General features: G+C 73.3%; 11 protein-coding genes and 1 rRNA gene. 6 read left to right on the plus strand and 6 right to left on the minus strand.

Annotated elements, in window-relative coordinates; translation table 11 throughout:
* Window positions 1-160: 160 nt before the first annotated feature.
* Window positions 161-1,873 (plus strand): bifunctional 3'-5' exonuclease/DNA polymerase, encoded by a 1,713-nt coding sequence (locus ACGF13_RS25265; RefSeq protein WP_392878805.1) that lies wholly within the window; start codon window positions 161-163, stop codon window positions 1,871-1,873.
* A gap of 89 nt (window positions 1,874-1,962) precedes the next feature.
* On the opposite strand, the gene dhaM is transcribed toward ACGF13_RS25265, so the two are convergent.
* Window positions 1,963-2,355, minus strand: a complete 393-nt coding sequence (gene dhaM, locus ACGF13_RS25270) for a dihydroxyacetone kinase phosphoryl donor subunit DhaM (protein ID WP_392878808.1) — start codon at window positions 2,353-2,355, stop codon at window positions 1,963-1,965.
* Window positions 2,356-2,521: 166 nt separating this feature from the next.
* Between dhaM and dhaK the strand changes: the two genes are divergently transcribed.
* The gene (dhaK, locus tag ACGF13_RS25275) at window positions 2,522-3,517 is read left to right on the plus strand and encodes a dihydroxyacetone kinase subunit DhaK (RefSeq protein WP_392878810.1); all 996 of its coding nucleotides are present in this window, start codon (window positions 2,522-2,524) and stop codon (window positions 3,515-3,517) included.
* A gap of 51 nt (window positions 3,518-3,568) precedes the next feature.
* Complete coding sequence (gene dhaL / locus ACGF13_RS25280) at window positions 3,569-4,189, plus strand: dihydroxyacetone kinase subunit DhaL (protein ID WP_392878812.1); 621 nt, start codon at window positions 3,569-3,571, stop codon at window positions 4,187-4,189.
* A 208-nt stretch (window positions 4,190-4,397) separates the two neighbouring features.
* On the opposite strand, the gene ACGF13_RS25285 is transcribed toward dhaL, so the two are convergent.
* Window positions 4,398-5,570, minus strand: a complete 1,173-nt coding sequence (locus ACGF13_RS25285) for a PP2C family protein-serine/threonine phosphatase (RefSeq protein ID WP_392878814.1) — start codon at window positions 5,568-5,570, stop codon at window positions 4,398-4,400.
* Between the two features lie 179 nt (window positions 5,571-5,749).
* Between ACGF13_RS25285 and ACGF13_RS25290 the strand changes: the two genes are divergently transcribed.
* Together ACGF13_RS25290 and ACGF13_RS25295 are read left to right on the plus strand one after the other, a co-directional pair.
* The gene (locus tag ACGF13_RS25290) at window positions 5,750-5,968 is read left to right on the plus strand and encodes a heavy-metal-associated domain-containing protein (protein ID WP_387757800.1); all 219 of its coding nucleotides are present in this window, start codon (window positions 5,750-5,752) and stop codon (window positions 5,966-5,968) included.
* 65 nt (window positions 5,969-6,033) lie between these two features.
* On the plus strand, window positions 6,034-8,286 hold the full coding sequence (locus tag ACGF13_RS25295; RefSeq protein ID WP_392878815.1) for a heavy metal translocating P-type ATPase: 2,253 nt from the start codon (window positions 6,034-6,036) through the stop codon (window positions 8,284-8,286).
* Window positions 8,287-8,378: 92 nt separating this feature from the next.
* Here ACGF13_RS25295 and ACGF13_RS25300 read toward each other — a convergent pair whose 3' ends face one another.
* The 3 genes from ACGF13_RS25300 to ACGF13_RS25310 form a co-directional block, all read right to left on the minus strand.
* Window positions 8,379-9,098 carry an SDR family NAD(P)-dependent oxidoreductase gene (locus ACGF13_RS25300; protein ID WP_392878817.1) on the minus strand — a complete coding sequence of 240 codons (720 nt, stop codon included), beginning with the start codon at window positions 9,096-9,098 and terminating at the stop codon, window positions 8,379-8,381.
* A gap of 559 nt (window positions 9,099-9,657) precedes the next feature.
* Window positions 9,658-10,947 (minus strand): citrate synthase, encoded by a 1,290-nt coding sequence (locus ACGF13_RS25305; RefSeq protein WP_392878819.1) that lies wholly within the window; start codon window positions 10,945-10,947, stop codon window positions 9,658-9,660.
* A 225-nt stretch (window positions 10,948-11,172) separates the two neighbouring features.
* Window positions 11,173-13,410: an ATP-dependent RecD-like DNA helicase gene (locus ACGF13_RS25310; protein WP_392878821.1), complete on the minus strand. Its 2,238-nt coding sequence runs from the start codon at window positions 13,408-13,410 to the stop codon at window positions 11,173-11,175.
* A gap of 180 nt (window positions 13,411-13,590) precedes the next feature.
* Between ACGF13_RS25310 and ACGF13_RS25315 the strand changes: the two genes are divergently transcribed.
* Window positions 13,591-14,382: a VOC family protein gene (locus ACGF13_RS25315; protein WP_392878823.1), complete on the plus strand. Its 792-nt coding sequence runs from the start codon at window positions 13,591-13,593 to the stop codon at window positions 14,380-14,382.
* 250 nt (window positions 14,383-14,632) lie between these two features.
* Here the strand turns inward: ACGF13_RS25315 and rrf are convergent.
* Window positions 14,633-14,715 (minus strand): 5S ribosomal RNA (gene rrf, locus ACGF13_RS25320); the annotation flags it as partial.

Genomic DNA, 14,715 nt, shown 5'->3' on the forward strand with positions numbered 1-14,715 from the left:
CCCGCCGAACCCGCCTGCCGCCCGTTGTCGGACCCACCCGTTAACGTCGACGGCGCGGACCCGTCGGTCGCGGGCCGCGGCGCGCCCCGCCCGCGGGCTCGCACCCCGTCCCGTCCCCGTCCCCGCACGCCCGACCGCGCGCCGGAGAGGAGCAGCCCCCGTGGCACCCAGGACCGCCCTCGCGCCCGATCCGCACGGCCCCGGCGGCAGGCTCCAGCCGCTGGACGACGCGGGCGCCCCGCTCGGCCCGCCGGAGGCCGTGCGCGACCTCGCCGCCGCCGTCGCCGCCCGGGAGGCCGCCGAGCGTCCGCGCTGGGTCTGGGCCGCGGCCGACTCGGCGTACGCCCCACTGCTGCCGCACCTGCCCGACCGGCTCGCCCGCTGCCACGACCTCCGGCTGGTCGAGGCGCTGCTGCTGGCGCACGAGGGCCGCTTCGGCGCGCCCCGCTCGCTCGGCGCGGCCTGGGCCCGGCTGCGCGGCCTGCCCGTCCCCGACGACCTGCCCGAGCCCGGCCTGGCCGACGCGGACGACGGCCAGGACACCCTGTTCGCCCCCGACCGGCTGCAACTGCCGCCCGGCGCCGACCCACTGGCGGCCGTGGTCGCCGTCCACGCCGAACAGCAGCGCCGGATCACCGCCCTCACCGACCCGGCCGCCCGGCAGCGGTTCCGGCTGCTGGTCGCCGCCGAGTCGGCCGGCGCCCTGGTGGCCGCCGAGATGGCCCACGACGGGCTGCCCTGGCGGGCCGACGTCCACGACCGGCTGCTGACCGAGCTGCTCGGCCCCCGCCCGACCGTCTCCGGCACCCAGCCCAGGCTCCTCGCCGAACTCGCCGTCGAACTCCACCAGGCCCTCGGCGCCAAGCCGTTCAACCCCGACTCGCACGCCCAGGTGCTGCGCGCCTTCGCCGAGGCGGGCCTCCAGCTCGGCTCCACCCGCTCCTGGGAGCTCAAGGGCCTCGACCACCCGGCCGCGCGGCTGATGATCCGCTACAAGGAGCTGTCCCGGATCCACGTCGCCCACGGCTGGGCCTGGCAGGACGCCTGGGCCCGCGGCGGCAGGTTCCGGCCCGAGTACGTGGTCGGCGGCGTGGTCTCCGGCCGCTGGGCCAGCCGCGGCGGCGGCGCCCTGCAGATCCCGCGCATCCTGCGCGGCGCCGTGGTCGCCGACCCGGGCTGGCACCTGGTCGTCGCCGACGCCGCCCAGCTGGAGCCGCGGGTGCTGGCCGCGCTCTCCCAGGACGCCGGGCTGGCCCGCACCGCCGCAGGCGGCGACCTGTACGAGGCACTCGCCGCCCACGCCTTCCAGGGCGACCGCGAGAAGGCCAAGCTCGGCCTGCTCGGCGCCATGTACGGGCAGACCAGCGGCGACATCGGCCCGCTGCTGAACACCCTGCACCGCCGCTACCCGGCCGCGATGGGCTACGTCGAGGCCGCCGCCCGCACCGGAGAGGACGGCGGCGTGGTCGCCTCCCGGCTCGGCCGGGTCTGCCCGCCGGCCTCCGCGGACTTCCTCGACCTCACCGAGGGCGAGACGGCGGGCGAGGCCGGCGGTCGCACCGCCCGCGCCCGTGGCCGCTTCACCCGCAACTTCGTCATCCAGGCCAGTGCCGCCGACTGGGCGCTCGCCCTGCTCGCGGCGCTGCGCCGCCGACTGAACGCGCTGCCGGTGCCCAGCCCGGCGGACCGCCCGCACCTGGTGTTCTTCCAGCACGACGAGGTGATCGTGCACACCCCGGCCAACCTCGCCGACGAGGTGGCCTCCGCCATCGCCGAGGCGGCCGAGGAGGCCCGCCGGCTGGTGTTCGGCGACACCCCGGTGCGCTTCCCGCTCAGCACGGCGGTGGTGGACTGCTACGCCGACGCCAAGTGACCGGAGCTTCCTGAGGGGCTTCCCGCGGGGGTTCCCATCCGGGCTTCCTTCGGTGCTTCCTTCCGGGGCCCCTCCGCGCCGCCCGGAGCTCAGAGCTTCCGGAACCCGCGCGCGTCCTCGGCCGCCGCGACCACCTCGGCCAGCCCGGCCCCGGTCGAGGCGGTGACGGCGGCGGCCACCGCACCCTCCACGAACGGCGCGTCGGCCAGCCTCACGCCCGGACGCGGCTCGTCCTCCAGCACCGTGACGGCGGTGAGCACCGAGCTGCCGAGGTCCGGCAGCACGACCACGCCCGCCCCGGCGTCGGCCCGCGCGATCGCCGCCGCGATCAGGTCGTAGCTGGTGCCGAGCCCGCCGTCCTCGGTGCCACCCGCGACGACCACCCGCACGCCGTCCGAGGCGAGTTCGCCGAGCAGCTCGCGCAACCCCTCCGCGAGCCGGGCGCTGTGCGAGACCAGAACAATGCCCACGTTCTCACTCATGCGGCCGACCCTACGGCCGGAACCCGCTGCTCCGGGAGAGTGGTCGGAATCCCGCGTGTCGCACCCCGTGCCCACCACCCCCGTCTGGCGTAGCGTCGGGGCGACGGCGTCGACTGCCGTGGCGTCCCCGCCCAGGTCACCCAGGTCACCAAGGGAGCGAAGAGCGTTGAAGAAGCTGATCAACACCCCGGAAGGCGTCCTGGAGGACGCGCTGGCCGGAATCGCCGCCGCCCATCCGGAGCTGGCGGTGGACATCCCCAACCGGGTGATCACCAGGACCGTCCGCCCGGCCGCCGCCAAGGTCGCGCTGATCTCCGGCGGCGGCTCCGGCCACGAGCCGCTGCACGGCGGCTTCGTCGGCCCCGGCATGCTCGACGCCGCCTGCCCCGGCGAGGTGTTCACCTCGCCCGTCCCGGACCAGATGCTGGCCGCCGCCAAGGCCGTGGAGACCGGCGCCGGCGTGGTCTTCATCGTGAAGAACTACACCGGCGACGTGATGAACTTCGAACTCGCCGCCGAACTCGCCGCCGAGGAGGGGCTGGAGGTCCGCACCGTCCTGGTCAACGACGACGTCGCGGTCGAGGACTCCACCTGGACGGCCGGGCGCCGGGGCACCGGCGCGACCGTCCTGGTCGAGAAGACCGCCGGCGCGCTGGCCGAGCGCGGCGCCCCGCTGGACGAGGTGGCCGCCCTGGGCGAGCGGGTCAACGCCGCCTCCCGCTCCTTCGCGATCGCGCTCACCGCGGCCACCGTCCCGGCGGCCGGCAGGCCCGGCTTCGACCTGCCCGAGGACGAGGTCGAGGTCGGCGTCGGCATCCACGGCGAGCCCGGCCGCCGGCGCGAGAAGCTCCGCCCGGCCCGCGAACTCGCCGCCGAGGTGGTCGAGACCATCCTGACCGACCACCACCTGACCCCGGGCGACGAGGTGATCGCCCTGCTCAACGGCCTCGGCGGGACCCCGCTGCTGGAGCTGTACGTGGTCTACGGCGAGGTCGCCGCCAGGCTCGCCGAGCGCGGCATCACGGTGGCCCGCAGCCTGGTCGGCAACTACGTCACCAGCCTGGACATGGCCGGCTTCTCGCTCACCCTCACCAAGGCCGACGCCCAGTTGCTCGAACTCTGGGACGCCCCGGTCGACACCCCCGCCCTCAAGCGGGCGTAGGGCGTGTCCGATCAATTCGCCCCAGCCCCGAGCCACACCGAAGGAGACCCGATGGACTTCGACACCGCCCTGGCCGAGGCCTGGATCCGCGCGATCGCCGCGGCCGTCGAGAAGGAGCGCTCCCGGCTCACCGAGCTGGACTCGGCGATCGGCGACGGCGACCACGGCAGCAACCTCCAGCGCGGCTTCGCCGCCGCCCTGACCGCCCTGGACGGCCTCCAACCGGCCGGCCCCGGCGCCGTCCTCACCAAGACCGGCACCACGCTCATCTCCAAGGTCGGCGGCGCCTCCGGCCCGCTCTACGGCAAGGCCTTCCGCGCGATGGGCGCCGCCCTGCCCGAACCGGCCGGCCCGGCCGCGGTCGCCGAGGCCCTGTCGGCCGGCCTGGACGCCGTCCGCCTCCTCGGCAAGGCCGAACCCGGCGACAAGACCATCGTGGACGCCTGGACCCCGGCCGTCGCCGCCTTCCGCGCCGCGGCCGGCGCCGGCCTCCCCGCGGCGGCGTCGGCGGCCGCCGACGCCGCCGAGCAGGGCGCCCTCGACACCGTCCCGCTCCGGGCCCGCAAGGGCCGCGCCTCCTACCTCGGCGACCGCAGCATCGGCCACCAGGATCCGGGCGCCACCTCCACGGCCCTCGTCTTCCGCACCCTCGCCGACATCACCGCCACCTGAGCCCCCCGTTCCTCCTCGCCCGGTTCCCCGAGCGCTCCCCTCCCGGCCCGCGCTCTCGGGCAGATCCCGGGCCCTTTCCCTTCCTGTTCCCCCCGCAGTTCCCCGAGCCCCGGCAGGGGCGCGGGGAACTGCGCGAAGCGGAAGGCCCCCACCCGCACCGCGCCCCGAACCCCCGAACCCCGAACCCCCGGCCCCCGCGGAGCGCCCCTCACCCGTCCGTCCGCGCGATCAGCAGCAGCAGGGCGTCGTCCCGCAGTTCCCCGCCCGTGTGCGCCAGCAGGTCCGCGTACACCCGCCCCACCGCCGCCTCCAGCTCCCCCGCCGAGCGCGCGGCTCCCCGCACCAGCGGCCCGACCCGCTCCGCCAACGGGTAGAACTCCCCGTTCGTCCGGTGCCGCGCCTCGATCACCCCGTCCGTGCAGAGCACCAGCACGTCCTCCGCACCGAACGGCTGCCCCCAGGTCGTCGGTTCCCCCGCCGCCAGCCGGCCGAGCCCCAGCGGCACCCAGGGGTCGGGCGCGTGCAGCACGTGCGCCCGCCCGTCGCCGTCCACCCGGATCGGCGGCACGTGCCCGTACTGCAGCAGCTCCATCGCCCCCGGCGTCCGGAACTCCGCGAACAGCGCCGTGGTGAACTCCCCGTCCGGCACGTGCCGTTCGACGCTGGCCTCGATCCGCGCGGCGACGCCCCGCAGCCCGGCCTCGTCGTACGCCGCCTCGCGGAACGCTCCCAGCACCACGGCCGCGGTCTGCACCGCCGCCAGCCCCTTGCCACGGACGTCCCCGACCGCGACCCGGGTGCCGTGCGGGGTCTCCAGCACCGAGTACAGGTCCCCGCCGATCCGTGAGGCGTCCGCCGCCGACACGTACCGCACCGCGAGCCGCAGCGGTCCGACGGCCGGCCCCGGCAGTTGCAGCAGCGCCCGCTGGGCGGCCTCGGCGACGGAGCTGACGGCCGCGAAGGCCGCCGCCCGCCGCATCCGGATCTTGGCGACCCAGGCCGAGAACAGCGTCAGCACGACGTAGCTGACCATCGCCCCGTACAGGAAGCGGGCGTCGTTGATGTTGTCGACCTCGTCGTGGTGGCTGAGCCCGAACACCGTGACCAGCCCGAGGGAGCAGACCAGGAGCAGTTCGCGGGGTTTCAGGGTCAGCGCCGCGACGGTCGGCACCACGGTCATCAGCGGGGCGAGGTAGCGGTCCTTGCCGGAGAGGAAGTCCGCGAGCCCGACCAGCAGGACGGCGATCAGTGCCGGGGTGGCGCGTCGCCAGAACGGCACGTCCTGGAGGTCGGCGGCGAGCAGGGCGCCGCGCTGCCGGTCCGGCGGCAGTCCGGCTGCCGTGGGAGCCGAGGGAGACTGGGCGCGGCGGAGCGGAAACACATACCGAACATAAGGGACGATCACGGGCGAGGCCCTACCGGCCCGCCCCCCGCACCGCGGGACATCCCACCCCACCCCGCCCGGAAATACCCTGGAGGGGTATGGTGTCGGTAGCAGAGTCGTTGTCGGCGCCGCATCCCGGGCAGCACCCGGGCCGCCCTGACCTCCCGGAGGCCTCCATGTCCAGCACCATCACCTACACCGTGTCCGGCATGAGCTGCGGCCACTGCGAGAAGGCGATCAGCGAGGAGGTCTCCGCCCTGGCCGGGGTCACCGAGGTCGCCGCCGACGCCACGGCCGGAACCGTGACGATCTCCTCCGCTGCCCCGTTGGACGACGAGCAGGTGCGCGCCGCGATCGACGAGGCCGGCTACGAGCTGGTCGGCCGCAGCGCCTGAACCCCCCGGCACGGCGGGGGCCTCGAACCGCTCCCGCCGTCCGCCCGACCAAGGAGCTGATCCGCATGAGCACGTCCGCCCCGGACCTCGGGGCCCGGGACCGGGTCGAGCTGTCGATCGGCGGGATGACCTGCGCCTCCTGCGCGGCCCGGATCGAGAAGAAGCTCAACCGGATGGACGGCGTCGAGGCCACCGTCAACTTCGCCACCGAGAAGGCCCGGGTCGACTTCGGCCCCGGCACCACGGTCGAGGAGCTGATCGCCACCGTCGAGCGCACCGGCTACACCGCCGAACTCCCGCCGCCCCCGGCCCCGGCCGCCCCCGAGCCCGGACCCGAGCCCGAGCCCGCCGACCCTCTGCGTGACCGGCTGCTGATCAGCGCCGTCCTCAGCCTCCCGGTCGTCCTGCTGTCGATGGTCCCGGCCCTCCAGTTCACCAACTGGCAGTGGCTGGCCTTCGCCCTCACCGGCCCGGTCGTGGTCCACGGCGGCCTGCCCTTCCACCGCGCCGCCTGGACCAACCTGCGGCACGGCGCCGCCACCATGGACACCCTGGTCTCGCTCGGCACCCTGGCCGCCTTCGGCTGGTCCTGCTGGGCGCTGTTCTGGGGCCACGCCGGCCGGCCCGGGATGCGCCACGAGTTCTCACCGTCCGTCGGCGACACCGATCCCTCCTCCTCGCTCTACCTGGAGACCGCCGCCGCCGTCACCGTGCTGATCCTGCTCGGCCGCTGGCTGGAGGCCCGTTCCAAGCGCCGGGCCGGCGCCGCCCTGCGCGCCCTGCTCGACCTCGGTGCCAAGGACGTCGCGGTACTCCGGGCCGGGCGGGAGGTACGGCTGCCGGTGGACCGGCTGACGGTCGGCACCCGCTTCGTGGTCCGCCCCGGCGAGAAGATCGCCACCGACGGCACGGTGGTCGAGGGCGCCTCGGCGGTGGACGCCTCGATGCTGACCGGCGAGTCCGTCCCGGTCGAGGTCACCGTCGGCGACACCGTCACCGGCGCCACCGTCAACGCGGGCGGCCGGCTGGTGGTCGAGGCCACCCGGGTCGGCGCGGACACCCGGCTGGCCCGGATGGCCAAGCTGGTCGAGGAGGCCCAGAACGGCAAGGCCGCCGCCCAGCGGCTGGCCGACCGGATCTCCGCCGTCTTCGTCCCGGTCGTCATCCTGATCGCCCTGGCCACCCTGGTGGTCTGGTTGCTGACCACCGACAGCCCCACCGAGGCCTTCACCGCGGCCGTCGCCGTACTGATCATCGCCTGCCCATGCGCCCTGGGCCTGGCCACCCCGACCGCGCTGATGGTCGGCACCGGCCGCGGCGCCCAGCTCGGCATCCTGATCAAGGGCCCCGAGGTGCTGGAGACCACCCGCACGGTGGACACCGTCGTCCTGGACAAGACCGGCACCGTCACCACCGGCCGGATGGCCCTGGTCGCGGTGCACACCGCCGAGGGCGTGGACGAGGCCGAGGCGCTGCGCCTGGCCGGCGCCGTCGAGCACGCCTCCGAGCACCCGATCGCCCGGGCGGTCGCCGAGGCCGCCGCCGAGGCCGGCGAACTGCCCGCCGTCGCGGACTTCCGCAACGTGCCCGGACGGGGCGTGGAGGGGGTCGTGGCGGGCCGCGCGGTCGTCGCCGGGCACGAGGCCCTGCTGGCCGACCGCGCCCTGCACCTGCCGCCCTCCCTCGCCCGCGCCAAGGCCGCCGCCGAGGCGGCCGGCCGCACCGTGATCGCGGTCGGCTGGGACGGCGAGGCGCGGGCCGTGCTGGAGGTCGCCGACGCGGTCAAGCCGACCAGTGCCGAGGCCGTCGACAGACTGCGGGCACTGGGCCTGACCCCGGTGCTGCTCACCGGCGACAACCGGGCGGTGGCCGGGGCCGTGGCGGCCGAGGTCGGCATCGCGCCGGAGCACGTGATCGCCGAGGTGCTCCCCGAGGACAAGGTCGCCACCGTCAGGCGGCTGCAGGCCGAGGGCAGGGTCGTGGCGATGGTCGGCGACGGCGTCAACGACGCGGCCGCGCTCGCCCAGGCCGACCTGGGCCTGGCGATGGGCACCGGCACCGACGCCGCCATCGAGGCCGGCGACCTCACCCTGGTCCGCGGCGACCTCCGCTCGGCGGCCGACGCGATCCGGCTCTCCCGCCGCACCCTGGGCACCATCAAGGGCAACCTGTTCTGGGCCTTCGGCTACAACGTGGCGGCGATCCCGCTGGCCGCGGCCGGCCTGCTCAGTCCGGTGATCGCCGGGGCCGCGATGGCCTTCTCCTCGGTCTTCGTGGTCACCAACAGCCTGCGGCTGCGCCGCTTCCGGCCCGCCTGAGCCCGGACACCCCGACCGGGACACCCCGACCGCACGCGCGAGGGCCCCAGACCGACACCGGTCCGGGGCCCTCGGGTCTGTCCGGGCTCGTCTCAACGCCCCAGCAGCTCGCCGCCGTTGCAGTGCAGGATCTCGCCGGTGATGAACCCGGCCTCGGGCGAGGCCAGGAAGTACACCGCCGCCGCGACCTCACCGGTCTCGCCGATCCGGCCGAGCAGGGTGCGGGCGGACCGGCGGGCGACCTCGGCCTCGTCCAGCCGCGGCCCGAAGAACTCGGTGCCCGCGACGGTGCCCGGCGCGACGATGTTGGCGGTGATGCCCGACGTGCCCAACTGGGCGGCCAGGAAGTGGTTCCAGGCGTGCAGCGAGGCCTTCGCCGCGCCGTACGAACCGGCCCCGCGCAGGGCGGCGATGGAGCTGATGGTGACCACGCGGCCGGAGCCCGGGGTGAGCCGGTCGCGGACCGACTCGGTGAGCAGCACCACGGTGAGCACGTTGCGCTCGAAGTCGCCGCGCCAGCGCGCCAGCAGGGCGTGCGGGCCGCCGCCGACCACGGTCTCCCGGCTGCCGGCGTTGTTGATCAGGACGTCGATCCGCTCGGGCAGATCGGCGAGCGCGGCCTCGACGGCGTCCGGGTCGGCGAGGTCGCACACCAGCGGGGTGACGTTCGGCCCGAGGTCGGCCGCGGCCTTCTCCAGGACCTCCCGGCGGCGGCCCACGATCACCACGCGGTCGCCGGCCTCGACGAACCGACGCGCGACTTCGTACCCGATTCCCGTGCCACCACCGGTGACGACGACGTTCCTGGCCATCAGCCCACTCCCTCCCCAGTTCCGCCGTCGCGTGGCGAATGGCGCGACGGTCCGTACCGGAATGCCACGATTCCTATCACGCTCGGTTGCCGTGACTGCGGGGAGGGTGACGTCCCGCCCGTGTGAACGTGTGATATGGGCGAGGTACGACGCGCACACGGAGCGTGGCGAGAGGCAGCTCACACCCCCGGGGCGTAACTTCTCGCACCCTGATACGTCTTAGGTTGGTAGTGCGGCAGTTTTTCCGATGGGCGGGGACACGCTGAACGGCATCGTGTCCCCGCGCTTCCAGCGGCTGTCGCCGACGGGGCTCCGGCGGGCCCCGGGAACGGTCGTCGGCTCTCGACGGCCTTCGCGCACGACGCCGGGGTTCTGGCGGGCCTGGGACGCTTTGAGCGGCCGTCCCCGGCTGCGGCCGGCCCCGGAGTCGTGCGCCGTACGGTTCCGTCCCCGCGCGGGCCCTCGGGCGCGCCACCGGGACGCGAAGGGGCCCGACCGCTCAGGCAGCGGCCGGGCCCCTTTCAGCTTCCGCGCGGGCCGGTGGTCGGCTCCGCTCCGGTCAGCGGGCGTCCAGCGGGACGTAGTCGCGGATCGCGGTGCCGGTGTAGATCTGGCGCGGGCGGCCGATCCGGCTGGTCGGGTCGTTGATCATCTCGTGCCAGTGGGCGATCCAGCCCGGCAGCCGGCCGAGCGCGAACAGTACGGTGAACATGCTGGTCGGGAAGCCCATGGCGCGGTAGATCAGACCCGTGTAGAAGTCCACGTTCGGGTACAGCTTGCGCGAGATGAAGAAGTCGTCCTTGAGGGCGTGCTCCTCCAGCTTGAGCGCGATGTCCAGCAGCTCGTCGTTCTTGCCGAGCTGGCCGAGGACCTCGTGCGCGAGCAGCTTGACCTGGGCGGCGCGCGGGTCGAAGGCCTTGTAGACCCGGTGGCCGAAGCCCATCAGCTTGACGCCGGCTTCCTTGTTCTTCACCTTCGTGATGAAGGCGTCGACGTCGCCGCCGTCCTTCTGGATGCTCTCCAGCATCTCCAGCACGGCCTGGTTGGCACCGCCGTGCAGCGGGCCCCACAGGGCCGAGATGCCGGCCGAGATCGAGGCGAACAGGTTGGCGTGGCTGGAGCCGACCAGGCGCACGGTGGAGGTCGAGCAGTTCTGCTCGTGGTCCGCGTGCAGGATGAGCAGCTTGTCCAGCGCGTTGACGATGACCGGGTTGAGCTCGTAGTCCTCGGCGGGGACGGCGAAGGTCATCCGCAGGAGGTTCTCGACGTAGCTCAGGTCGTTGCGCGGGTAGACGAAGGGCTGGCCCATCGCCTTCTTGTACGCGTACGCGGCGATCGTCGGCAGCTTGGCGAGCAGGCGCACGGTCGACAGGTGGCGCTGGGCCGCGTCGAACGGGTTGTGGCTCTCCGGGTAGAACGTGGACAGCGCGCCGACCACCGAGGACAGCATGGCCATCGGGTGGGCGTCCCGCGGGAAGCCCTGGAAGAAGCGCTTGACGTCCTCGTGCAGCAGGGTGTGCTGGGTGATCTCGCGGTTGAACTCCGCCAGCTGGTCCGCGTTCGGCAGCTCACCGTTGATCAGGAGGTACGCGGTCTCGATGAAGCCGCCATCGGAGGCGAGCTGCTCGATCGGGTAGCCGCGGTACCGCAGGATGCCGTTGTCGCCGTCCACGAAGGTGATCGCGGACTTGTACGCGGCGGTGTTACCGAAGCCGTTGTCCAGGGTGACCAGGCCGGTCTGCGGGAGCAGCTTCGAGATGTCGAAGCCGGAGTTGCCCGCAGTGCTCTCGACGACGGGGTACTCGTACTCGCCGTCCTGGTACCGCAGTACTACCGAGTTGTCGCTCACGTCTTCCTCACCGACGAAATGAATCCTCTTCCAAGGTGCCCTGACTGTCTCTACCATCCCCCATCCGGAGGACAGTCGCGCACCCGGGGTGGCCCGAAAGGGCCCGCCCCTACAAAACCTGCCGCCGCAGCCGGTACGAACCGGACAAGATCGGCACCACCCTAGGCTCTGCCGTAAATCTCTTCACGTCAAGAGAACATTAGAGGCAACCATCCCGTTGGATAATCATCCAGTAGACAGCCGATGATCGAGCGCGGTGTGCCTCCGACCTGCGCTGACGGCCCGAACGGCCTGTCCGATCGCCTTGCGTGACCCCACCAGCACCACCAGTTTCCTCGCCCTGGTCACAGCGGTGTAGAGCAGGTTCCGCTGGAGCATCGTCCAAGCGGACATGGTGACCGGAATCACCACCACCGGGTACTCGCTGCCCTGCGAGCGGTGGATCGTCACCGCGTACGCGTGGGCCAGCTCGTCCAGTTCGTCGAACTCGTACACCACCTCCTCGTCCTCGTCGGTGAGCACCGTCAACCGCTGGTCGTCCACGCTGAGGGCGGTCACCACTCCCACTGTGCCGTTGAAGACGCCGTTCCGCCCCTTGTCGTAGTTGTTGCGGATCTGGGTGACCTTGTCCCCCACCCTGAACGTGCGGCCGCCGAAGCGGCGCTCGGCCAGCCCCTCCCGGGCCGGCGTCACCGCCGCCTGGAGCAGGGTGTTCAGGTTCCCCGCGCCGGCCGGGCCGCGGTGCATCGGCGCCAGCACCTGCACGTCCCGGCGCGGGTCGAAGCCGAACTTCTGCGGGATCCGGCGCGCCACCACGTCCACCGTCAGCCCGGCCGCCCGCTCCACGTCGTCCTCGGCGAACAGGAAGAAGTCCGCCAGTCCGTCCGTCAGCGGCGGCCTGCCCTCGTTGATCCGGTGCGCGTTGGTCACCACGCCGGACTGCTGCGCCTGCCGGAAGATCCTGGTCAGCCGCACCGACGGGATCGGCCCGCCCTCGGCCAGCAGGTCCCGCAGCACCTCCCCGGCACCCACCGAGGGCAACTGGTCCACGTCCCCCACGAACAGCAGGTGGGCACCCGGCGGCACCGCCTTGACCAGCTTGTTCGCCAGGATCAGGTCCAGCATCGAGGCCTCGTCGACCACCACCAGGTCCGCGTCCAGCGGCCGGTCCCGGTCGTAGGCGGCGTCCCCGCCGGGCTTCAGCTCCAGCAGCCGGTGCACCGTCGAGGCCTCCACCCCGGTCAGCTCCGCCAGCCGCTTCGCCGCCCGGCCGGTCGGCGCCGCCAGCACCACCTTGGCGCGCTTTGCCAACGCCAGCGTCACGATCGACTTCACCGTGAACGACTTGCCGCAGCCCGGACCGCCCGTCAGCACCGCGACCCGCTCCGTCAACGCCAGCCGCACCGACTGCTCCTGCTCCGGCGCCAGCTCCGCCCCGGTGCGCTTCGCCAGCCAGTCCAGCGCCACCGGCCAGTCCACGTTCCCGAACCACGGCATCCGGTCCTCGTCCGAACGCAGCAGCCGCAGCAACTGGTTGGCGAGCGAGATCTCCGCCCGGTGGAACGGCACCAGGTACACCGCGGTGACCGGCTCGCCGCCCTCCCCCGGGACCGCCTCGCGCACCACCCCCTCGGCCGCCACCAGCTCCGCCAGGCAGTCGATCACCAGCCCGACGTCCACCTGGAGCAGCTTCACGCCGTCCGCGATCAGCCGCTCCTCCGGCAGGAAGCAGTGCCCCTGGTCGGTGCTCTGCGACAGCGCGTACTGCAGGCCGGCCTTCACCCGCTCCGGGCTGTCGTGCGGGATGCCCACCGCCTGGGCGATCCGGTCCGCCGTCAGGAAGCCGATGCCCCAGACGTCCGAGGCCAGCCGGTACGGCTCGTTCTTCACCACACCGATCGAGCCGTCGCCGTATTGCTTGTAGATTCGCACAGCCAGCGAGGTGGACACCCCGACCCCCTGCAGGAAGACCATCACCTCCTTGATGGCCTTCTGCTCCTCCCAGGCCGCCGCGATCTTCTTCGTCCGCTTCGGCCCCAGCCCCGGCACCTCGATCAGCCGGCCCGGCTCGTTCTCGATCACCTCCAGGGTGTCCACCCCGAAGCGCTCCACGATCCGCTCGGCGAACCGCGGCCCGATCCCCTTGATCAGCCCCGAACCCAGGTACCGCTGGATCCCCTGGACGGTCGCGGGCAGCACCGTGGTGTAGTTCTCCACCGTGAACTGCCGCCCGTACTGCGGGTGCGAGCCCCACCGCCCGTGCAGCCGCAGCGACTCGCCGACCTGCGCCCCCAGCAGCGCGCCCACCACCGTCAGCAGGTCGTTCCCGCCCCGGCCGGTGTCCACCCGGGCCACCGTGTAACCGGTCTCCTCGTTGGCGTAGGTGATCCGCTCCAGCACGCCCTCGACCTGCGCCAGCTGGCGCGGCACCTGCTGCCCGGACTGCGACGCCTGCTTGCTCACCGGACCCCCTTCGACCGGTACGGGTGGATCATTCCGCTACGCACCGTACCGCCCTGCCCCGACAGCCCCGGAACCGTTGCTGCCGTGCAGCGCCCCGGCCGAGGTGCCAAGGTGGGAGGAACCGAGGGGGACCGCCGTCGACCGCGCCCGCCCGCGCCCCGTCCGAGGAGCAGTGCCGCCATGCTCAACACCGACTTCCGCCCCGGTTCCCCGGACTGGCTCGACCTGAGCAGTCCCGACACCCGGGCGTCCGTCGACTTCTACACCGCGCTGTTCGGATGGACCTTCGACTCGGCCGGCCCCGAGGCCGGCGGCTACGGCTTCTTCCAGCTCGACGGCCGGACCGTCGCCGCCCTCGGCCCGGTCGCCGAGGACGGCGCCCCTCCCGGCTGGACGATCTACTTCGCCACCGAGAACGCCGACCACACCACCGCCCTGGTCGAACAGTCCGGCGGCCGCGTCCGGTTCGCCCCCTTCGACGTCTTCACCGCGGGCCGGATGGCCGGCTACACCGACCCGACCGGAGCGGACTTCGCGGTCTGGCAGCCGCACGACACCCGCGGCCTGGACCTCGTCACCGAGGAGGGCAGCCTCTGCTGGGCCGAGTGCTACAGCGTCGACGCCGAACGCGCCAAGTCCTTCTACCGGGCCGTCTTCGAGTGGCAGGAGCAGGACGTCCCGCTCGGCGAGGTGATGTACACCGTCCTCACCCCGGCCGGCGGCGGCACGGACGACGCCCACGGCGGCATCATGCAGCTCGGTCCCGAGCACACCGCGCGCGGCACCACCTCGCACTGGCTCCCCTACTTCGAGGTCCCCAACACCGACGCCAGCCTCGCCATCGCCGCCACCCTCGGCGCGACCGTACGGATCCCGGCCATGGACGTGCACGGCGTCGGCCGGCTGGCCCAGCTGGTCGACCCCCACGGCGCCGTCTTCGCCGTCATCACCAGCGCCAAGCCCGGCGACTGACGCCAACGGGGTCCCACGACCCTTCAGACGGGCCGTGAAGGGGTGCTACGGGCGTAGACAAGGCTGGGCGGGGCACGCGGTGCCTCCGGTGCCCTGATCGCGGCTGACGCGGCCGTCTGGCGAATCGATCGAATCCGTCGGTCCGTCAGATCCGTTGAATCCCTCGAACCCATCGAGCCCGTCGAGTCCGGTTTCCGGGAAATGCGAAAAGCCCCTGATCCGAATGGATCAGGGGCTTTTCAGAAGAATTGTTCGGCGGCGTCCTACTCTCCCACAGGGTCCCCCCTGCAGTACCATCGGCGCTGTGAGGCTTAGCTTCCGGGTTCGGAATGT

Origin of the sequence: Kitasatospora sp. NPDC048286, from assembly GCF_043201735.1 — a bacterium.
Lineage (GTDB): Bacteria > Actinomycetota > Actinomycetes > Streptomycetales > Streptomycetaceae > Kitasatospora.

What these genes read in the sequence shown, in the direction of transcription:
- dhaL (WP_392878812.1), top strand. Translation starts at nt 3,569, where the DNA reads ATGGACTTCGACACCGCCCTGGCCGAGGCCTGGATCCGCGCGATCGCC.
- ACGF13_RS25295 (WP_392878815.1), top strand. Translation starts at nt 6,034, where the DNA reads ATGAGCACGTCCGCCCCGGACCTCGGGGCCCGGGACCGGGTCGAGCTG.
- ACGF13_RS25300 (WP_392878817.1), bottom strand. Translation starts at nt 9,098, where the DNA reads ATGGCCAGGAACGTCGTCGTCACCGGTGGTGGCACGGGAATCGGGTAC.
- ACGF13_RS25290 (WP_387757800.1), top strand. Translation starts at nt 5,750, where the DNA reads ATGTCCAGCACCATCACCTACACCGTGTCCGGCATGAGCTGCGGCCAC.
- dhaM (WP_392878808.1), bottom strand. Translation starts at nt 2,355, where the DNA reads ATGAGTGAGAACGTGGGCATTGTTCTGGTCTCGCACAGCGCCCGGCTC.
- ACGF13_RS25315 (WP_392878823.1), top strand. Translation starts at nt 13,591, where the DNA reads ATGCTCAACACCGACTTCCGCCCCGGTTCCCCGGACTGGCTCGACCTG.